This window comes from Microbispora sp. NBRC 16548 (assembly GCF_030268985.1).
GTDB lineage: Bacteria > Actinomycetota > Actinomycetes > Streptosporangiales > Streptosporangiaceae > Microbispora > Microbispora catharanthi.
The window spans coordinates 59946-77106 of sequence record NZ_BSSF01000010.1 but is presented as its reverse complement, the minus strand read 5'-3'; the positions used below and the strand labels follow the sequence as shown (position 1 = coordinate 77106).

General features: G+C 70.9%; 18 protein-coding genes. 13 read left to right on the top strand and 5 right to left on the bottom strand.

The window, feature by feature from the left end:
• Positions 1-96: 96 nt before the first annotated feature.
• Both QSK36_RS26575 and QSK36_RS26570 read right to left on the bottom strand, forming a co-directional pair.
• Complete coding sequence (locus tag QSK36_RS26575; RefSeq protein ID WP_183542419.1) at positions 97-696, bottom strand: hypothetical protein; 600 nt, start codon at positions 694-696, stop codon at positions 97-99.
• A gap of 403 nt (positions 697-1099) precedes the next feature.
• Positions 1100-1672, bottom strand: a complete 573-nt coding sequence (locus QSK36_RS26570; protein WP_183542417.1) for a hypothetical protein — start codon at positions 1670-1672, stop codon at positions 1100-1102.
• Positions 1673-2065: 393 nt separating this feature from the next.
• Between QSK36_RS26570 and QSK36_RS26565 the strand changes: the two genes are divergently transcribed.
• Positions 2066-2980, top strand: a complete 915-nt coding sequence (locus tag QSK36_RS26565) for an alpha/beta fold hydrolase (RefSeq protein WP_285784266.1) — start codon at positions 2066-2068, stop codon at positions 2978-2980.
• Between the two features lie 113 nt (positions 2981-3093).
• The gene (gene moeZ / locus QSK36_RS26560) at positions 3094-4272 is read left to right on the top strand and encodes an adenylyltransferase/sulfurtransferase MoeZ (protein WP_183542412.1); all 1179 of its coding nucleotides are present in this window, start codon (positions 3094-3096) and stop codon (positions 4270-4272) included.
• 63 nt (positions 4273-4335) lie between these two features.
• On the opposite strand, the gene QSK36_RS26555 is transcribed toward moeZ, so the two are convergent.
• Both QSK36_RS26555 and QSK36_RS26550 read right to left on the bottom strand, forming a co-directional pair.
• Positions 4336-4647 (bottom strand): winged helix-turn-helix domain-containing protein, encoded by a 312-nt coding sequence (locus QSK36_RS26555; RefSeq protein ID WP_285784410.1) that lies wholly within the window; start codon positions 4645-4647, stop codon positions 4336-4338.
• Entirely contained in the window at positions 4647-5114 is a 468-nt protein-coding gene (locus QSK36_RS26550) for a hypothetical protein (RefSeq protein ID WP_183542410.1), read from the bottom strand. The genes QSK36_RS26555 and QSK36_RS26550 overlap by 1 nt, the downstream gene beginning before the upstream one ends.
• Before the next feature lie 151 nt (positions 5115-5265).
• Here QSK36_RS26550 and QSK36_RS26545 point away from each other — a divergent pair, with 151 nt between their 5' ends.
• The 10 genes from QSK36_RS26545 (at position 5266) to QSK36_RS26500 (ending at position 15290) form a co-directional block, all read left to right on the top strand.
• Entirely contained in the window at positions 5266-5985 is a 720-nt protein-coding gene (locus QSK36_RS26545; RefSeq protein WP_225898727.1) for a hypothetical protein, read from the top strand.
• Positions 5979-7244 (top strand): S8 family peptidase, encoded by a 1266-nt coding sequence (locus QSK36_RS26540; RefSeq protein ID WP_139579268.1) that lies wholly within the window; start codon positions 5979-5981, stop codon positions 7242-7244. Before QSK36_RS26545 ends, QSK36_RS26540 begins: the two co-directional genes overlap by 7 nt.
• Positions 7245-7253: 9 nt before the next feature.
• Positions 7254-8159: a hypothetical protein gene (locus QSK36_RS26535; RefSeq protein WP_285784265.1), complete on the top strand. Its 906-nt coding sequence runs from the start codon at positions 7254-7256 to the stop codon at positions 8157-8159.
• Positions 8153-9325, top strand: a complete 1173-nt coding sequence (locus QSK36_RS26530; protein ID WP_285784264.1) for a S8 family serine peptidase — start codon at positions 8153-8155, stop codon at positions 9323-9325. Before QSK36_RS26535 ends, QSK36_RS26530 begins: the two co-directional genes overlap by 7 nt.
• Before the next feature lie 101 nt (positions 9326-9426).
• Positions 9427-9795 carry a hypothetical protein gene (locus QSK36_RS26525; protein WP_139579266.1) on the top strand — a complete coding sequence of 123 codons (369 nt, stop codon included), beginning with the start codon at positions 9427-9429 and terminating at the stop codon, positions 9793-9795.
• Positions 9792-10115, top strand: a complete 324-nt coding sequence (locus QSK36_RS26520) for an MGMT family protein (protein ID WP_502883337.1) — start codon at positions 9792-9794, stop codon at positions 10113-10115. Before QSK36_RS26525 ends, QSK36_RS26520 begins: the two co-directional genes overlap by 4 nt.
• 228 nt (positions 10116-10343) lie before the next feature.
• On the top strand, positions 10344-13241 hold the full coding sequence (locus tag QSK36_RS26515) for a CDP-glycerol glycerophosphotransferase family protein (protein WP_285784262.1): 2898 nt from the start codon (positions 10344-10346) through the stop codon (positions 13239-13241).
• Positions 13242-13333: 92 nt separating this feature from the next.
• Positions 13334-13810: a signal peptidase II gene (locus QSK36_RS26510; protein ID WP_221264359.1), complete on the top strand. Its 477-nt coding sequence runs from the start codon at positions 13334-13336 to the stop codon at positions 13808-13810.
• 261 nt (positions 13811-14071) lie between these two features.
• The gene (locus QSK36_RS26505) at positions 14072-14482 is read left to right on the top strand and encodes a DUF6010 family protein (RefSeq protein ID WP_285784261.1); all 411 of its coding nucleotides are present in this window, start codon (positions 14072-14074) and stop codon (positions 14480-14482) included.
• Positions 14483-14699: 217 nt separating this feature from the next.
• A complete protein-coding gene (locus QSK36_RS26500) occupies positions 14700-15290 on the top strand; it encodes a Uma2 family endonuclease (protein WP_183542399.1) in 591 nt (196 codons plus the stop codon).
• A 20-nt stretch (positions 15291-15310) separates the two neighbouring features.
• Here QSK36_RS26500 and QSK36_RS26495 read toward each other — a convergent pair whose 3' ends face one another.
• Positions 15311-16141, bottom strand: a complete 831-nt coding sequence (locus QSK36_RS26495) for an SDR family oxidoreductase (protein ID WP_285784260.1) — start codon at positions 16139-16141, stop codon at positions 15311-15313.
• A gap of 38 nt (positions 16142-16179) precedes the next feature.
• Between QSK36_RS26495 and QSK36_RS26490 the strand changes: the two genes are divergently transcribed.
• Entirely contained in the window at positions 16180-17031 is an 852-nt protein-coding gene (locus QSK36_RS26490; RefSeq protein ID WP_285784259.1) for a helix-turn-helix transcriptional regulator, read from the top strand.
• Positions 17032-17161 lie beyond the last annotated feature (130 nt).

Here is a 17161-nt window from a genome sequence, read left to right as displayed (position 1 = left end):
CGGGCACGGTGAGCACGGGCGCCCTTCAGTCGATCCCCGGGCCCGCGGCCCGGGTCTCATCACAGTCGGTCATCCGGCGACGCGGTAGGTCCTGAATCAGGGCGTGATGTCCTCAGGCCGCGGCGCGTGCTCCTTCTTCTCCTCTTCCTTCTTCTTGATGTCGGCGTCGACGTCGACGTCGACATCCTTGGTCTTGGCCTGCGGGTTGACCTGGGTGGCCGTGTTCGTGCGCGGGTCGGCCTGCGAGGACTGGTCCTGCCAGGGCCGGTTGTGCATCTGGTTGTAGTCGCTGGTGTTCGTCGTCGGGATCGTGGAGTTCTGCGACCACTGGGCGTTCCACGGAACCGCGGCGGAGCCGTTCGACGACTTCTGGAACGGCGTGAGAACGAGCGTGAAGTCACGCAGCAGGAACTGGCTCTGGTTCTCGGACTGACGAGCGTGCTGCCACTCGTGGTTCTTGTTCTTGTTCTTGTTCTTGTTGCGGTTCAGCGCCTTGTGCCCCTGGCGCTGCCGGTTGCTGTTGTAGTTGTAGCTCGGCCGGACGTAACGGACACCGCCGGACGGAGCGGGAATGTACCCGCCCATGACGGTCGCTGCGCTGGCCGTGCCGGCGGTGGCGCCACCGAGCGCGATGGCCGCGCCGCTCAGCGCGGTGCCGAGGGCGAGAAGCCCGGCGATGTTCTTCAACGCGGACATTTGGGTGTTTCTCCTCTGAATATCGCGACCCCGGCCCGGTCCGGTGAGGGACCAGGGCGGGTGATAGTGGGTTCGGCGCCGTCGTGTGTGACGCGGCGCGATGCGTTCGCCTGGCACCGGCGGTCCTCTCCTCGGACACGCCGCCGGTGCTCTGCTCTCTCAACTGCTCGTTCGACCGCGGACGGAGCGGCGGACGGGTGGCGCCGGTGCCGTCTCTCACGGTCATCCGGTCGCCGCCCATCCCGCCGGGCGGTGTCCGCCGCTCCATCGCTCGCGTGTGTCTTCCGTCGCTCGCGGGCCCTGCCTCAGGTGAGGCCGCGCGTCACGAGTACGGGGTGGCCGTCGCTGCCGCGTCACCCGCCGTGGCCGGGGACGTTCACCGAGGCCGCTCGTGCGGATCCGGTCAGGGCACGATCTCCGGCTGGTAGTCCTTCTTCTTCTCCTTCTCCATGTTCACGTCGATGTCCGCGTCGATGTCCTTCTTCTTCACGCGCGGGTCGACCTCGGTGGCCGTGTTCGTCTTCGGCTGAGCCAGGGAGTCCTGGCCCTGACGCGGGTTGTTGAACTGGTCGCTGTAGCTGTTCGTACGGGTGTACGGGTACGACTGCGTGTTTCCGTACTGCCAGTTGTACGGAAGCGCCCGCGCGTCGGTGTCCGTCTTCTGGAACGGCGTGAGGACGAGCGTGAAGTCACGCAGCAGGAACTGGTTCTGGCCCTGGTTCTGCCGCTCGTGCTGCCACTGCTTCGTCTTGTTCTTGTTCTTGTTCTTGTTGCCGTTCAGCGCCTTGTGCTTCTGCCGCTGCGAATTGCGGTTGTAGTTCGCGTAGGGGTAGTAGCCACCGCCGCCCACGTAGCCGCCCATGACGGTCGCGGCGTTCGCGCTGGTGGCGGCGACAGCGGTACCCAGGGTGACGGCACCACCGGTGAGCGCGGCGCTGATCGCGAGGATCCCGACCAGGTTGTTGAACTTGGGCATTTCATGTCCTCCTTGAAGGATTGTTGCCCCGACACTCCGGCGTTTTCCAAGTCGTTCGGAAAATGCCCTTACTGATGACCCTTGGTGGATCATCCCTGCATTGTCTTGTTTTCCTCACCGTAGGAGCGACAAACGGCGGTCGGCGGCTTTTGCCATTCACTTATCGCTTTATTGGCATCGTTGGCACCGATAGGATCGCTTTGGTCCGAATTGCGATTCGTATCCGCATTTCGAAATGTCCGAATGAGGGTGATATTGCCCCTATGTCGCTCTCGCTGATCGGGGCGAACCCGGATGATCGATCCCGCGTCCCCCGGGTAGCGGGAGTGCCTCCCGAGGTGGCGTACGGGCAGGGTTATGGTCGAGAAGCACGAGGCGAACAGGGGAGGACGCGTGGGTGTCGAGCCGATTCCACCGTGGCCCGGCCGGCTCATCGACGTGGGGGACGCGCGCATCCATGTGCGGACGACCCCGAAGGGGCCGCCCGAGACCGCTGTATACGTGCACGGCCTGGCGGGCTCGGCGACCAACTGGACCGACCTGATGGGCGAGCTCTCCGACGAGGTGCGGGGGGTCGCCCTCGACCTGCCGGGGGCCGGGCACTCCCCGGAGCCCGTGGACGGCGACTATTCGGTCCCCGCCCACGCCAGGGCGCTGGTCCGGCTCGTCGAGGCTCTGGGAGAGGGGCCGGTCCACCTTTTCGGCAATTCCATGGGCGGCGCGGTCTCGGTGCGGGTCGCGGCCACGCGGCCCGACCTCGTCAGGTCGCTGACGCTGGTCTCGCCGGCGCTGCCCGACCTGCGGCCGAGGTACGGCCCCGCCAGGATCGCCATGTCGGCCGCCCCGCGCCTGGGCGAGCTGGCCGTCCGCTGGCTCAGCGCGCTGCCGCCTGAGCGGCGCGTCCAGGCGACGCTCAGCATGTGTTACGCCGACGCCGGGCGGGTCCACCCGGAGCGGTTGCACGAGGCGATAGAGGAACTGCGCCGCCGTGACGGCCTGCCGCACGCGGGGGCGGCCATGGTCGGCTGCGCCCGCGCGATCGTGCGCGAGTACTTCCGCGTGGGCCCCGACAACCTCTGGCGGCAGGCCGAGCGGGTCTCCGCGCCCACCCTCGTCGTGTACGGCCTGCGCGACCGGCTGGTCCACGCCCGCATGGCGCACCGGGCCGGACGGGTCTTCCGCGACGTGCGCCTGGTCACCCTTCCGCACGCCGGTCACGTGGCGCAGATGGAGTATCCCGAGCTCGTGGCCCGGGAGGCGCGCCGCCTGCTGGCCTACACGAGGACGCCCCTGCGCCGAACAGCGTGATTGGGGAATGCGGGGCCACCCCGGTTAAGTTGTGAGAAGAGCTTGTGTTGGGCCCATGGAGCCGAGCGCGACCATTGGCACGAAAACGGGACACGGAAAGCAGGAGTGGGACTGTGTCGTTGCCACCGCTGGTAGAGCCGGCAGCAGAGCTGACGGTTGACGAGGTGCGCCGCTACTCGCGCCATCTGATCATCCCCGACGTCGGCATGGCGGGTCAGAAGCGCCTCAAGAACGCCAAGGTGCTGTGTGTGGGCGCGGGCGGCCTGGGCTCTCCCGCGCTGCTGTACCTGGCCGCGGCCGGTGTCGGGACGCTCGGCATCGTCGACTTCGACGTCGTGGACGAGTCGAACCTGCAGCGCCAGGTGATCCACGGGCAGTCGGACGTGGGCCGCCTCAAGGCCGAGTCGGCCGCCGCGAGCGTGCGCGAGATCAACCCGCTGGTCAACGTCATCATCCACAACGTCGCTCTCACGACCGACAACGTGATGGACATCTTCTCCGGCTACGACCTCATCGTGGACGGCACGGACAACTTCGCCACCCGCTACATGGTCAACGACGCGGCGGTGCTGCTCGGCAAGCCGTACGTGTGGGGGTCCATCTACCGGTTCGACGGCCAGGCGAGCGTCTTCTGGGCCGAGCACGGCCCGTGCTACCGCTGCCTCTACCCCGAGCCCCCGCCGCCGGGCATGGTCCCGAGCTGCGCCGAGGGCGGCGTGCTCGGCGTGCTGTGCGCGTCCATCGGCTCCGTCCAGGTGAACGAGGCCATCAAGGTCATCACCGGCGTCGGCGAGCCGCTCGTCGGCCGCCTGATGATCTACGACGCGCTCGAGATGAAGTATCGCGACGTCAAGGTCCGCAAGGACCCCGAGTGCCCGCTGTGCGGCAAGAACCCCTCGATCACCGAGCTGATCGACTACGAGGCGTTCTGCGGCACGCTCTCGGACGAGGCGCAGCAGGCCGCCGCGGGCAGCACGATCACCGCGGGCGAGCTCGAGGCGATGCGCGAGCGGGGCGAGGACATCATGATCATCGATGTCCGCGAGCCGAACGAGTACGAGATCGTCAACATCCCCGGCGCCGTGCTGATCCCCAAGGGCGAGTTCCTCAACGGCTCGGCCCTGGAGAAGCTGCCGCAGGACAAGAAGATCGTGCTGCACTGCAAGTCGGGCGCCCGCTCGGCCGAGGTGCTCGCGGTCCTCAAGAACGCCGGCTTCTCCGACGCCGTCCACGTGGGCGGCGGCGTGCTGAGCTGGATCAAGACGGTCGACCCCAGCCTGCCGACCTACTGATCCGCGACGACACGACGACGGCCGCCGCCTCCGGACGAGGCGGCGGCCGTCGCCGTTCACGCGCTAAACGCGTTCGTCCGGAACCACGCTGAGGCCGCTGGGCGCGACGATGCGCTGCAGGTTCTCGACGTACGCGGTGAACGCCGCCCGTCCCTGGTCCGTGAGCTTGAACCACGTCTTGGGTCGCTTGCCCACGTATCCCTTGCGTACGGCGACGTATCCGGCGCTCTCCAGCGCGCTGCCGTGCTTGGACAGGACGGAGTCGCTGACGCCGACGGTGTCGCGGACGAACCCGAACTCCGCCTCCTCGGCCGCCGCGAGCAGCGAGACGATCTGCAGCCGGGTCGGCGCGTGGATGACCGGATCGAGCTCCATCACGAGCGGCTCTCGATCCCCCGGGCGAGCAACGCGGAGATCCGGCGCCCGACGAAGGGCCCGGTCACGAGCTGGAACGCCGTCATGGCGAGGCCGCCGTACGTCCGGGCGTAGGCCACCTCGGCCGCGTCCAGGCGGAAGGCGACGGCCAGGCAGATCACGATGCTCAGGAGGAGCCAGAGCGCGAAGAGCGCCATGGCGTCCAGGCGAATCAGGCTGCGGTGAGTCGTCATCGCACGCGTCCGGACGAAGACGGCGACCAGCGCGCCCATGCCGGCGAACAGCAGGACACCCGTGATCACCATCACCGGAACGGGCGTGCCCGGCTCGGTGACGAACTGCACACCGGTCACGAACAGCCCGACGGCGACGACGTACCAGGTCGGGAACCAGGGCCGGGACCTGACCGCCTTCATCTGCGTCTGCCGGATCGTCGCCAGGCTGCGCGCCGCTTCCTCGTGGTTCATGGAGGCTCCTCCCAATGCTCTTTCCAACTTGGAAAGTACTTTTCACTTTCCGAAGCGTCAAGTACTTTCCGAGGGCATTTGTGGGGATGGCGGGCGGTAGGTCGCGTTAAGGTCACTGGAGGAGGGAGGCCGCGAAGGGAACGGAGGCGCAGTGGGCGAGACGCGGACCTGGCCGGCCGTGGCCGTGGCCTCCGCGATCACCCTTGTCTGCGCGATCGTCGGCGGGATCGCGGCCAGCGCCGCCGTGGCCGAGCTGACGAGAGGACCGAGCGCCGCGGAGCTGCGCGAGGCGCAGGCGGCCGAGACGGCGCTGAGGTGGGAGCGCTGGCCGGCCGGCCGGATCTTCCCCGCCACCCTGGCCTACACGAGCGAGCAGGGCGGGCGTGAGCTGGCGCGGCGGGTGGGCATCTCCTCGCGCACCGACTGCCGCGGCGCCGTCGACACGGCCATCGCCGGCCAGATGACGGCGGCCGGCTGTCGCGCGATCCTGCGGGCCACCTATCTCGACGCCCTGCAGGGCGTCGTGGTGACGATCGGCGTTGCGGCCTTCCCCGACGAGCTCAGGGCGCGCTCGGCCATCCCCATCTTCCCCGGCGGTGGGTCGGCCGCCCCCGGGCTGCGCGCCCTCCCGTTCCCCGGCACCGTGACCGACCGCTTCACCGCGAGCGGGCGTCAGTCGCTGACCCTGCGTACGGCCGGGCCGTACCTCGTGATGACGACGGCGGGGCAGGTCGACGGGCGCCCGGCCCGTGCGCTCGGCGAGCAGCGGGAGACCATGTTCTCGTTCACGGCGGACCTGGCCGAGGAGGTCGGCGCGATCCTCACCGCGCCGGCGTCCCCGGACTGCACCGCCAAGGAGTGGCGGTGCTGACCGCGCTGCGCCGCGCGGTCCTCGCGGCGTCCGCCGCCGCGCTCGCCCTGTCGGGCGGCGCGTTCCTCGTTCCCGGCCCGGCCAGGGCCGACGACGTACGGCTCAGCCAGCAGGACGTGCTGCGCACGCTCGACGCCGACGACGCCTGGCGGCTGACGAGAGGCAGGGGCGTGACCGTCGCGGTCCTCGACTCGGGTGTCGATCCCGATCATCGCGACCTCGCCGGATCGGTCGTCACCGGGAGGGACTTCACGGCCGGGGCCAACCCGCGCGGGGTGCAGCCGGTGCGCCTGCACGGCACGTACATGGCCTCGCTCATCGCCGGGCACGGGCACGGTCCCGGCGGCGCCGACGGCATCATCGGCATCGCGCCGGAGGCCAGGGTGCTGTCCGTGCGGGTGATCCTCGAGGACGAGGAGCCCGGGTTCCGCACGTTCAACTCCGACGCACGGTATGAGGCCGTGGTCGCCAAGGGCATCCGCTACGCCGTCGACCACGGCGCCGAGGTCATCAACCTGTCGCTGTCGAAGGACATGCCGACGAAGGACGAGCGTACGGCGATCAGGTACGCGATCTCCAAGGGCGTCGTCCTCGTCGCCGCGGCGGGCAACGACGGCGCGGGCAAGCGGACCGCGCCGTACTCCTACCCGGCGGCGATCCCCGGCGTGATCTCGGTGGCCGCCGTCACGTCCACACTGCGGCGGGCCTCGTTCTCCAACCGCAACTCCTCGGTGATGGTGGCCGCGCCGGGCGTCGACGTCCTCGGAGCCGGTCCCGGCGACGAATACTGGGTCGGCCGGGGAACCTCCCAGGCGACCGCGCTCGTCTCCGGCGTCGCCGCGCTGATCAAGTCGCGTTATCCCCGCATGTCGCCCGCCCTCGTCGCGCAGGCGCTCACGTCGTCGCCGGCCAGGAAGGGGCCGTACAACACCGGCACCGGGTTCGGGGTGGTCAACGCGTACCGGGCGCTGAGCGTCGCGGCCACCCTCGCCCGCCACCGCGCCACGGCGTCGGGGGCGGGCGTGCAGAGCCCCGCACGTGCCGTCCGCTCGGCCGCGAACGACCAGGACCCCATCGTGGTCGTGCGGCGCGACACGGGGGGGATCCTCCTCTGCGGCGCCATCGCGCTCGGCGCCTTCGCCGGCTCCGGCGCGGGTGTGGCCGTCCTGCTCGTGCTCACCCGGCGGGCGCGCAGACGACAGCGGGAGGAAGACGACGCGCTGCCGCCGGCTCCTTGGCCGACGGGCCTGCCGACGTAGCATCGAGGTATGCCGCCCGAGCAGTCCCGCAGCCCGCAGACGGCGCGGACGCCGTCCGGTGTCCGGCGGGCGGGCCCGCGGGCACTGCCGCTCGGCGCGTCTGCCCGCCGCGCCCGCGCGCGGCCCTGGACGGCGTCGAGGGGACGGGCCGCCGCGGCCCAGGCGGCCAGGGAGCGGGCCGAACTCGAGCGCGGCATCCGCTTCCGCTCGCTCTATCTGACGATCATGGGCGTCGTCCTCGCCGTCGCCGCCGTGAACGTGCTGCTGGGGTCGGTCGGGCTGATCCAGGAGAACAGGTCAAGGCCGCTCACCGACGCCGAGCGCGCCCGCTACGTGGCCGAGGACGTGGCCCGGCGGTGGCGCGCGTGGCCCGCGGGCATGGTCTTCCCTGAGGAGCTTCCGTACACGGCGCTCGGCCGCGCCCAGCAGTACGCGCGCAGGGTGGGCATCGCCCCCGAGGCGGCGTGCGCCGCGGCGGTCGACTCGCCGGTGGCGTCGGTGCTGCGCAGGCACGGCTGCCAGGCCGTGTTGCGCGCCACCTACGTCGACCAGACCTCGACGTTCGCCGTCACCGTGGGCGTCGCCGTGCTGCCGAGCGAGCAGGCCCGCGCCGACGCGGCGGGCGAACTGCCCGTGGACGACCGGGTGGGCGTGCGGCCCGTGGCCTTCCCCGGCACGGTCACCGACACCTTCGGCGCGGACCAGCGCCAGCGCACCGGATGGGTGGGCGCCGGGCCGTACATCGTCTTCTCCGCTGTGGGGTACACCGACGGGAGGACGCGTGCCTCCGTCCCCCTGGAGGAACAGGTGAACAGCGAGATGTGGCCCGTGGCCGAGACCGTGGCCGGGCGCATCGCGCGCGCCCTCGGAGAGCCCCCCGACGTCCCCCGCTGCACCCAGGGGAACGTGTGCTGAGGCCGGCCTTCCTCTGCGCGGCGCTCACGGCCGTCCTCCTGGGGACCGGACCGGCGGTCGCGGCGGCGCCGGCACCCGGCGGCGAGGACTCGCGGTGGGCGCTCGACGCCGTCAACGCCGCGGCCGCCTGGCAGGTCAGCAGGGGCGCGGGCGTGACCGTCGCCCTGCTCGGCAGTGGGCAGCCCGACGCCGGCGTGCCCGAGTTGAGCGGCCGGGTCGAGCGCGGCCCTGACATGACGGGCGCGATGTTCGGCGACGACACGGTGCGGCCGGGCGACGACGTGACCGCGCTGGCCTCGGCGATCGCCGGGAGCGGGCGCGGCGGGGGGACGTCCGGGATCGCGCCGGAGGCGCGGGTGCTGTCCCTCCCCGTGGTCAGGAGCCGTCCCGAGGGCGGCTCGGTCGAGCCCGAGAGCCCTGCGGGAGAGACGCAGGACAGTCCGCTCGCGCGCGGCATCCGCTACGCGACCGGCCGGGGTGCCAAGGTCATCTGCCTGCCCGTCCCGGCGTACGCGGTGGACCGCGTGGAGCGGGACGCCATCTCCTTCGCGCTGGCGAGGGGCGTGGTGGTCGTCGCGGCCGTGGGGGACGCCGGCCGGTCGCCGTACGCCCGGGAGAACGGCACCTCCTACTGGGCGTTCCCCGCGGGCTACCCGGGAGTGGTGGGCGTCGCCGCCGTCGACCGCAAGGGCGCCAAGACGCCGGGCAGCAGTGACAACCTCTCGGTCCTGGTCGCCGCGCCGGGGGACCGCGTGCCCGTCACCCTCGCAGGGGGCCGCCGGGGGGCCGTGTCGGGGACCGGTGTGGCCAGCGCGCTCGTCGCGGGCGCTATCGCACTAATAAAGGCTAAATATCCAGATTTGCCGCCGGAATTGGTGTCGCGTGCTTTGACGGCGACATCCCGTCCTCATCCGTCCGCGGGTTATGACGACAAAATAGGATTCGGCGTTGTGGACGCGGCGGCGGCCCTGCGGAAGGCCGCGGAACTGACCGGATATGGGCACGCGTCCTCGGTGCAGGACGACGCGCATTTCGGCAAGGGCCCGGTCTCGCAGGGGCCCGCGCGCCCGGGGCCGGATCCGGTTAGGCTCTGGATCTACGGCATCGCCGTGGCCCTCGGAATCGGCGGTTTCTGCGCCGCGGCCGTGGCGCTCCGCCGCCGGTGATCACATGTTGGCCGCCGTTCTGCAGCATTTCGGACGCGGTCTTCCCGATGTTCGTGTTTCCGGTGACAAGGCCAGGTCAAATTTCGCTAGGGTCGCGGCTCATGGGGTACGAGCTGCGCGTAGAGCGGGATGCACCGCTCGCCTACGCCGAACTCGCGAGCGTCTCGGCGCGGGCCGGATTCGAGCTGCGCGGGTCGCACGAGGCGGGCGAGGTCGTCGCGCGCCACGGCGACTCCGTGCACCCGATCGCGACCTGGTCGGGACGGCTTTTCGGCCGGCCCGGGTCCGACTGGCAGGTCGCCCAGCTGGCACTTCTCACCGATCTCATGGGGGCCCGGCTCGTGGGTGAGGACGGCGAGGCGTACGGCATCAGGAACGGCGTCGTCGAGCAGATCAACGGATCGTCCACCTACGAGTTCGGCAAGCTCGAAGAGATCATCGCGGCCGGGCCGACCGAGTGGAGCGCTTGAGGGACGGCCGCGGCCAGCCGCCGCCGTACGCGGAGCGGGTGCTCGACCTGGTCGAGCGGATCCCGCGCGGCAAGGTGATGTCGTACGGAGACGTCGCCGAGTATCTCGGCGAGGGCGGCCCGCGGCAGGTCGGCCGCGTGATGTCGCTGTGGGGCGGAGCCGTGCCGTGGTGGCGGGTGATCCGTGCCGACGGCACTCCCGCGCCCGGTCTCGAGGCCGAATGCCTGGTCCGGTGGCGCGAGGAGGGCACCCCGGTCCGCGGCGCGCGGGCCGACATGCGCGCGGCCCGCTGGGACGGCCGGGACCGACCGTCGCGGTGATCATCGTAGCCCGTTCCCCAGCCCTGACGCGGGGGCTGACAAGCCGCGCCCCGGGCGGTCGGATCCGCGCCCTTCCCCCGACGTAGTGCCGCTCGTCACCCGGTGCCACAGGGGTGTCACCCGCTGATTCACAGGAAATCCACAGGCTTCCGCGAGTCAGGTCTGGCAGTGTTCTGAGGGCATTACCATTTTCTGAACACAGGTCTGGCGAAGGGTGGTGCCTCCCGAATGACACCCGCACCCACGAGCGACGCCGTCGCTGAACGACTGCGGGCTGTCCAGGAGCTTTACGACCGAGGCGAGCCGATCGACGCGCTGGTCGCGCTCGTGCGCGCGGAGGGGCTAAGCCCCGCGCAGCGCCGGGAGGTCGACCGTGAGGCGATCGTCGGTCCCCTGGGTCTGCGCCTCGACGCCGCAGCCAAGCGCGGGCCCGCCCGCCGCCGCCAGACCATCGACGCGCTCCGGCCCTACCTCGGGGAGGTCGACCCGAAGGTCAAGCGGGAGCTGCCGGTCGGGCGCCGGGTCGCCTGTCACCTGATCGAGACGCAGGACCCGGGCGAGCTCGCGGAGAGCGACGCGCTGGCCAAGCTGGCCGCCGCCGCGGCCGAGCCCTCCCGCCGGGTGCGGCGGGGCCTGCGGTGGTATGCCGACCTGCCGGTCGAGGTCGGCGACCCCTCGCTGCTGCGCCTGCGGGCAGCCGACCTCGTGCCGGTCACGCAGATCGACGACATCACCTGGGCGGGCAACCGCCTGAGGGTGACCGGGCACGCCTACATCGCGGGCCTGTCGGTCCGCAGCGGGCGGTTCAACCGCGCCACCGTCGTGCTGCACGGCCCCCGCTGGCTGCCCCGGGTCACGATGAGGACCCGCAGGACCTACCGGCCCGAGGCCACCCACGCCGCCCGCGAACCCGGATGCAACTACGACTGGGCGGGCTTCACGGCCGAGCTGCATCCGTTCGCCCTACGCTGGCGCGCCGGGGTGCGGGCCCTGGTGCGCGGCACGAAGCGGGTGCTGCGCCGCCGCCACACCGTCCAGGACACCACCACCTGGCGGGCCGAGATCGTGATCTGGAGCCGCGCCGCCCGTGCCAAGGGCGTGCTGCGCGGTCCGGTGATCGGCCGCACCGAGCGCCCGGCCGGGCTGCAGGTGCGCCCGCGCTGGTGGGTGCGGCCCGTGTGGACCTCCGACAAGGCGCTGCAGGTGGTCTACCAGCCGACCCGCGCCCAGCTCGCCGGTGTGCGGCTGAACGGCGACAACATCGAGCTCACCGGCTTCCTGCCGGGCCGGCCCGTCACCAAGGGCAAGGCCCGTGTCGGCGGCCACCGCATGTCGGCCGACTTCGCCCCGGTCGAGGGCGGCAGCCGCTTCTCGCTGTCGCTCGCGGTCGGCACCCTGCTCAACGCGGAGTCCCGGCGGCTGTGGGTCGAGCCCAAGGGAGACCCGGCCGCGGCCGTCATGCTGGAGGGCGCGGAGGAGACCCGCCTACTGCTCGGCGAGCGCGAGGTCACGGTGCAGGGCGACCGGCGCGACCGGGTCGTCATCTCCGGTCACAAGATCCTGCCCGTGATCACCACGGCCGAGTGGCACGACGGGTCGATCACGCTCACCGGCCGCTACCCCGACCCCGACCAGGGCCCGCGCGACCTCGTGCTGCGGCACCGGGGCGGGCTCACCATCCGCGTGCCGCTCGAGCGCGACGGCGAGCGCTTCACCGTACGGCTGTCGCCCGGCGCGATGCCGCGCTTCGGGTCGGCCGTGCCGCTGGCCGAGGGCACCTGGAACGTCTCGGTGGCCCCGCCCGGCAGGTATGGCCCCGCCATGGTGCCCGCCCGGTTCGACCACGCCGGCCTCGACGCGCTGGACGAGAGCCCGAGGCTCATCGGCGGCCGGGTCTACCGGTTCGTCGCCACCCGCTACGACGTGCCGGTGCTGGTGGCGGCCGAGGACCGGCCCGGCGACGAGCGGAGCGCGGCGGGCGTGTGGGCGCTCAGCCGCACCTTCTACCCGGCCGAGCGCGCCCGGCCGCTGCGCGAGGCCACCGTCTACGTCTCCTTCGACGGCCGCGCCTACTCCGACAACCCGCGTGCCATCTACGAGGAGCGGATGCGGCGCGGCGACGAGGGCGAGCACATCTGGGTCGTCAGGGACGGCGCGTTCGTCCCGCCGGGCTCGCGAGAGCTGGGGCTCGGCGACGGCGTGGTGCCCACGGTCGTCCGCGAGGGCAGCCGGGAGCACTACGAGGCGCTGGCCCGCGCCCGCTACATCGTGTCCAACGGCTTCATGCCGCAGTGGTTCCGCACCCGTGAGGACCAGGTCTGCGTGCAAACCTGGCACGGCACGCCGGTCAAGCACATCGGCCGCGACCAGGCCCACATGAAGCGCGAGCCCAGGCCCCCGGTGTGGCACCGCCAGGCCGTGGAGGTCCGCGGCTGGGACCTGCTGCTGTCGCAGAGCCCGTGGGCGTCGTCCGTCCTGCGCAAGGCCTTCGGTTACGAGGGCGAGATCCTTGAGTCGGGCTACCCGCGCAACGACGTCCTCGTCTCCGGCGAGCGCGACGCGCTGGCGGCGGAGATCCGGCGCCGGATCGGCATCCCCGAGGGCAAGCGGGTCGTGCTGTACGCGCCGACCTACCGCGACTACGACCGCAGGAACGCCACGGTCAAGCTCGACCTGGCGGACGCGAAGCGGGCACTCGGCGCCGACCACGTCGTGCTGGTCCGCGGGCACATGATGCAGGCCTTCCCGCACGTGAACGCACACGACGGCTTCGCAATCGACGTGACGACCTACCCCGACACCGCCGATCTGCTGCTGATCGCCGACGTGCTCGTCACCGACTACTCGTCGGTCATGTTCGACTTCGTGGCGACCGGGCGGCCGGTCGTGCTGTTCACGCCGGACCTGGCCAAGTATCGCTCGTCCCGCGGGCTGTACCTCGACCTGGAGTCCCAGCGCCCGGGGCCGCGCCTGGAGACCTCGCCCGAGGTCGTGGAGGTCCTGCGGAACATCAACGCCGTGACCGCCAAGCTGACCGACCGTTACGCGGCCTTCACGCGGACCTACGCGCCGCACGACAACGGCAAGGCCACCGCGCGGGTCATCGATCGCGTCTTCACGTCCTGATCGGCACTGAGAACGTTGCGGATTGCGAGGTAGGGGTGTCGGACGGACGAGGTTCGCAGGGGACGAGACCAGGTATGCGGCCATATGGGCGGATGCTCGTGCTGGCCGCGACGGTTCTTCTCGTGGACCAGGCCTCCAAGTTCTGGGCGACCTCCGCGCTTTCTGACGGTGAGAGCATCACGGTGATCCCGCAGCTGATCCGGTTCCGGTTGTTGCTGAATGCCGGCGCCGCCTTCTCGACCGGCACGGGGGTGACGTGGCTGTTCACCCTGACGGCGGCCGCCGCGGTCGCCGGCATCCTTTACGTCGGGCGGCGGCTGCGGTCGCCGGCCTGGACCTTCGTGCTGGGTGCGTTGCTCGGGGGCGCCACATCCCATCTGCTCGACCGCCTCTTCCGCCCGCCCGCCTTCGCCCAGGGCCATGTCGTGGACTTCATCGACTACGGCGGCCTGTTCGTCGGCAATGTCGCCGACATCGCGCTCGTGGGGGGCTGCGCCCTCCTCCTGCTGCTCAGCCTGCGCGATGTCCCTCTCGGGGGCGTGCCTGATCAGGGACGTCCAACCGCGTAGGCGGACCGCCCCGGCGGTTCTCCACCTGACCGGTATGACTTCTGCGGCCCCGGGCCCGTCTCCACGCGGCCCGGGGCTCGGCATTTCTCCCCGGCGCCTGGCGGGATCCCGTCGGCATGTGTCGCCAATGCCCCTGGGAAGGCACGCGGCCGGCTGGTTGGCTTTCTGACGCGGGTTCGCCGTCGCCATCAGCGGTGCCGGCCGTCTGCTCGCGTCATCACGACAGCCCTTTGAGAGAGCCGCACGATCATGAGTCTTGTCATGCCGATCCTGATCGGCCTCGCCTACGCCGTGCTGATGTCGTTGATCCCCGAACCGCACCGCCGTCGCTTCAACGCGATCATGGTGGGCGGAGCGGGGGCCGCCTACCTCAGCGGCGGGGGCCTCGGCGGCTGGGAGTTCCCCTTCACCGCCCTCGTCGCGTACTGCGCCTATCGCGGCCTGGAGTCGTGGTCGTTCATCGGGATCGCCTGGCTGCTGCACACCGGATGGGACATCCTCCATCACCTCAAGGGCAGCCCGATCATTCCCTTCGCCCACGACTCGTCCTTCGGCTGCGCCATCTGCGATCCCGTCATCGCCCTGTGGTGCTTCTGGGGCGGTCCCTCGCTCATCAGCCTCGTCCGGACCCGAGTCACCCGGTCGCACACACGGGATGCGGTTTCCTCCTAGCGGGTGTGCTTTCTTCCACTACAGCCGTGCGCACACTCTCCGCCTCTTGTCGTCACCTCCTTTCGAATCTGTTACTTTCCGTGTCTCTCGAATGACCATGCGTACCATCGAGGTGTAGGGAGACGGAGAGGATGGCGAGGGGATGGCGCTCACAAAGCCGACGAGACAGGGCAGACGGCGGCATGTCTTCAGATCTGCGGCCTCGGAGCCCGGCGAAGTGCCCGAGCCGGAGCCGATCGACGGCGAGGACGACATCCGGCGCCTGTGCCAGGAACTCAACGATGCCGGTTACCCGGCCGAGATCACCTATGGCCGGGTCGTCGTGAGCCCGAAGGTCAGCCGTGAACAGTCGAACGTCACCTTCCGGCTGATGAACCAGCTTTTCGACTCGGTCCGGGAGAATCGGTGGGTCATCCATTCCAACTGGGGAGTGCACATTCCGCCGTTCCCCGACATGCGGCTTCCCGATCTCATGATCGCGCCCCAGGACGCCGAGCAGTACGACGACATGCACATCCTCGGACACAGTGCGCTGCTCGTGGTCGAAGTGTGCTCCAGGGGAACGCGGTCGATCGACTGGGACGAGAAGCCACTGGAGTATGCCCGTGCGGGGGTGCCGCTTCTCCTGATCGTCGACCCGGTGACCGACCCCGCGACCGTGACGCTGATGAGCCGGCCGCGCAAGGATCTCGCAATGGACGACCTCCGCGAGCCGTACGAGCGGGTCGAGACAGTCCGTGCCGGGGAGTCGCTCCGGCTGCCGACGCCGTTCGACATCGATCTGGCCACCGGTGAGCTGCTCGCTTGAGTGAGACGCCCGGCTTCTTCTCAGGCCTGGTTCGTCGGCAGCACGACGACCTGACGGAGGTTGACGTGCTTGGCCCGGCTGACCGCGTACGCGATCAGGTCGGCGATCTCCTCCGCGGTCATGGGCGTGATGACCTGGAACATGCCGGCCAGTTGCGCCCCGAGCTCCGGGCTGTCGACGTGGTCGCCCAGCTCCGTCGTCGTCAGGCCCGGCTCGATGTTGGTCACCCGCACCCCGCGCGGGCCGAACTCCGCGCGCAGGTTCGCGGACAGATGGGTGAGGGCGGCCTTGGTCGCCCCGTAGACGGCATAGCCGGGGAAGACGAGGTGGGAGCCGATCGACGAGATGTTGACGAGGTCGGCCGTCCGGCCCTCCTCCGCCGCGGCGAGCAGGTCGGCCGTGAAGGCCCGCGTGATCCGCAGGGCGCCCGCGATGTTCGTGTCGAGCATCCGCGTCCACTCGTCGATTCGGCCGTCGTCGATCGGGTTGGGCAGCATCACGCCCGCGGCGTTGACCACCAGGTCCACAGGCCCGAGCTCGGCGTGGACACGGTCCACGGCGGCGGCCACGCTGTCGTCCCGGGTGACGTCGGCGGTCACGGCCAGCGCGGTGCCGCCGTCCGCGGCGATCTTCCGGACCAGGTCCTCCAGTCGGTCGGCGCGGCGGGCGAGCAGCGCGACCCTCGCGCCGGAGGCGGCCAGCAGCCGCGCCGTCGCCTCTCCCATGCCGCTGGCGGCCCCGGTGACAACGGCGACGCGTCCGGCCAGGTTGTCGTAGCTCATCGTGACTCCTTCGAGTTCGAGGTTGACGAGAGCCACTCTGGCGGGACGGGCCGGCTCTACCCAGCGCACGCCTTTTCCTGGTAAAGCCAGTACTAGGCTTGGGCTCCATGGATGGTGATCTGGGACGGTTCCTGCGTTCTCGCCGGGCCCGGATCCGGCCCGAGGACGCCGGGCTCCCGGCGCACGGGCGGCGGCGAGTCAGCGGGTTGCGGCGCGAGGAGGTCGCGCTGCTCGCGGGCGTGAGCGTCGACTACTACATCCGCCTGGAGCAGCAGCGCGTACGCAACGTCTCCGACGAGGTGCTCGACGCGGTCGCCCGAGTGCTGCGCATGGACGGCACCGAGCGGGCGCACCTGCGCCGCCTCCTCCGCCCGCCGGACGACCTGCAGGCTCCCAGCGCCGGCATCCGGCCCGGAGTGCGGATGCTTCTGGACGCGGCCGACTCCGTGCCGGCGTTCGTCCTGGGGCCGCGGATGGATGTGCTCGCCTGGAACGCCCTCTCCGACCGGATCAACGGGTTCTCGGCCATGCCCGCGGGTGAGCGCAACATGGCCCGCCAGACGTTCCTGACTCCGCGGGCGCGCTCGTTCTACCGCGACTGGGCGGCCGTGGCCGCCGAGACCATCGCCCACCTGCGCCTGTACGCCGGGAGGCACCCCGACGACCCACTGCTGGGCCCGCTCGTCGCCGACCTGTCCGCGGACCCCGGCTTCGCCCGCCTGTGGGAGGAGCACCGGGTCGCCGAGAAGACCTTCGGGGTCAAGCTGCTGCGACACCCGGAGCTCGGCGACCTGGACTTCGCGTACGAGACCCTGGCCCTGCCCGGGGATCCCGACCTGCTGGTCGTCGTGTACACCGCCGATCCGGCCTCCCCGACCGGCCGCACGCTGGACGGGCTCCGGCAGGCCCGGCGCGGCGACCTGGACAAGCCGGACGTACGGGTGACGACCGCCGGCTGATCCGCCCTTCTAGGACACGGAGTGGGCATTCGGGCACGATCTGTCTCCGTGATCTGGTGGAATGCTGTGCTGTGAGTGGTCAGAACTACCGACTGGTGCGTCGCGGGGGCGTGGGACGTCGCGCGGCTCC

Coding starts and splice junctions, on each gene's coding strand:
- QSK36_RS26575 (WP_183542419.1), bottom strand. CDS start 696: ATGTCCGCGTTGAAGAACATCGCCGGGCTTCTCGCCCTCGGCACCGCG.
- QSK36_RS26570 (WP_183542417.1), bottom strand. CDS start 1,672: ATGCCCAAGTTCAACAACCTGGTCGGGATCCTCGCGATCAGCGCCGCG.
- QSK36_RS26555 (WP_285784410.1), bottom strand. CDS start 4,647: ATGGAGCTCGATCCGGTCATCCACGCGCCGACCCGGCTGCAGATCGTC.
- QSK36_RS26550 (WP_183542410.1), bottom strand. CDS start 5,114: ATGAACCACGAGGAAGCGGCGCGCAGCCTGGCGACGATCCGGCAGACG.
- QSK36_RS26535 (WP_285784265.1), top strand. CDS start 7,254: ATGCCGCCCGAGCAGTCCCGCAGCCCGCAGACGGCGCGGACGCCGTCC.
- QSK36_RS26525 (WP_139579266.1), top strand. CDS start 9,427: ATGGGGTACGAGCTGCGCGTAGAGCGGGATGCACCGCTCGCCTACGCC.
- QSK36_RS26515 (WP_285784262.1), top strand. CDS start 10,344: ATGACACCCGCACCCACGAGCGACGCCGTCGCTGAACGACTGCGGGCT.
- QSK36_RS26510 (WP_221264359.1), top strand. CDS start 13,334: ATGCTCGTGCTGGCCGCGACGGTTCTTCTCGTGGACCAGGCCTCCAAG.
- QSK36_RS26505 (WP_285784261.1), top strand. CDS start 14,072: ATGCCGATCCTGATCGGCCTCGCCTACGCCGTGCTGATGTCGTTGATC.
- QSK36_RS26490 (WP_285784259.1), top strand. CDS start 16,180: ATGGATGGTGATCTGGGACGGTTCCTGCGTTCTCGCCGGGCCCGGATC.